This window comes from Mycolicibacterium vaccae NBRC 14118 = CIP 105934, assembly GCF_001552715.1.
Lineage (GTDB): Bacteria > Actinomycetota > Actinomycetes > Mycobacteriales > Mycobacteriaceae > Mycobacterium > Mycobacterium vaccae.
In genome coordinates this window covers 1-1,367 of the sequence record NZ_BCRS01000310.1, presented here as the reverse complement: position 1 = coordinate 1,367, position 1,367 = coordinate 1, and the positions used below count along the sequence as shown (strand labels likewise).

General features: G+C 74.6%; 1 protein-coding gene and 1 pseudogene. Both read right to left on the bottom strand.

What is annotated here, in order from left to right; all coding sequences use genetic code 11:
* Positions 1-21: 21 nt before the first annotated feature.
* Positions 22-1,200 carry a TadA family conjugal transfer-associated ATPase gene (locus MVA01S_RS29530; RefSeq protein ID WP_040542057.1) on the bottom strand — a complete coding sequence of 393 codons (1,179 nt, stop codon included), beginning with the start codon at positions 1,198-1,200 and terminating at the stop codon, positions 22-24.
* Positions 1,197-1,367, bottom strand: a pseudogene (locus MVA01S_RS32235) (septum site-determining protein Ssd); the annotation flags it as partial. The pseudogene MVA01S_RS32235 and the gene MVA01S_RS29530, both read right to left, overlap by 4 nt.

Genomic DNA, 1,367 nt, shown 5'->3' with positions numbered 1-1,367 from the left:
CCAGCGCGAGCGCCGCCGCGGTCACGGTCCGGTCCTGTCGCGCACCAGGTCGGCCAACGCGGCCGCTGCCGGGCCGAAGCCGGTCTCGCAGTGCCAGCCGGTGACCACCCGGACGATGCCGTCGTCTCGGCGTTGCAGCACGCCGATCTCGGTGAGGCGGCGGCGGCCGGTCCGGTCGCGTGCGACGTGCAGCACCACGTGGATCGCTGCGGCCACCTGGCTGTGCAACGCGGCCCGGTCCAGTCCGCCGAGCGCCGCGAGCGCTTCGAACCGGGCCGGCACCTCGGCGGGGTTGTTCGCGTGCACCGTCCCGGCGCCGCCGTCGTGGCCGGTGTTCAGCGCGGTCAGCAGATCGACCACCTCGGCACCGCGCACCTCACCGATCACGATGCGGTCCGGCCGCATCCGCAACGCCTGGCGGACGAGGTCACGCACGGTCACCTCGCCCGCGCCCTCGACGTTGGCGCAGCGCGCGACCAGCTTGACCAGGTGCGGGTGTGCCGGGGCGAGTTCGGACGCGTCCTCGACGCAGATGATGCGCTCCCCGGCGGGCACCGCGGCCAGCAGCGCGGCCAGCAGGGTCGTCTTGCCCGCCCCCGTGCCGCCGGAGACCACGAAGGCCAGTCGCGCACCGAGGACCCCGTGCAGCAGTTCGGCTGCCTCCGGCGCGATGGTGCCGGCCGCGATCAGCGCATCCAGTCGCTGGTTGGCCGGTCGCAGGACGCGTAGCGACAGGCAGGTCCCCCCGGCGGCCACCGGCGGCAGCACGGCGTGCAACCGGACGTTGAGCGCGGCACCGGACTGCGCGGCGCTCAGGCCGTTGAGGTTCCCGTCGACCCAGGGCTGGGCTTCGTCGAGCCTGCGTCCGGCTGCTAGCGCCAGACGTTGAGCCAGCCGCCGGACCGCCGCGTCGTCAGCGAAGCAGACCGACGTCCGTCGCAAACCGCTGCCGTCGTCCACCCACACCGCGTCGGGTGCGGTGACGAGCACGTCGGTGACTCCCGGGGCGGACAAGAGCGGGTCCAGCAGGCCCGCCCCGACCAGTTCGGTCTGGAGGTGACGCAGGCTGGTCAGCACCTCGGCGTCGCCGAGCACACCGCCGGACTCCGCGCGGATGGCCGCGGCCACCACACTGGGCCGCAACGGGGAGGACTGTGCAGCCAGCCGTTCGCGGACCCGGTCGATCAGTGGAGAACTCATGCGACGGCCTCGGCGGCCGGCCCGAGTTGGGGATGCTGACCGAGCACGCTCAGCACCTCGCGCGCGGCGCGGGCGAGCGGCGACCGGGCGCCCACGCGCAGCCCGCCCCGTTCGAGGGAGGTCTCGATACCGGGCTGGGGCCGCATCGCCGCGAGCACCGGCAGGCC

Bases quoted from the DNA above. Each gene is read 5' to 3' on its own strand.
- MVA01S_RS29530 (WP_040542057.1), bottom strand. From the start codon at position 1,200: ATGAGTTCTCCACTGATCGACCGGGTCCGCGAACGGCTGGCTGCACAG.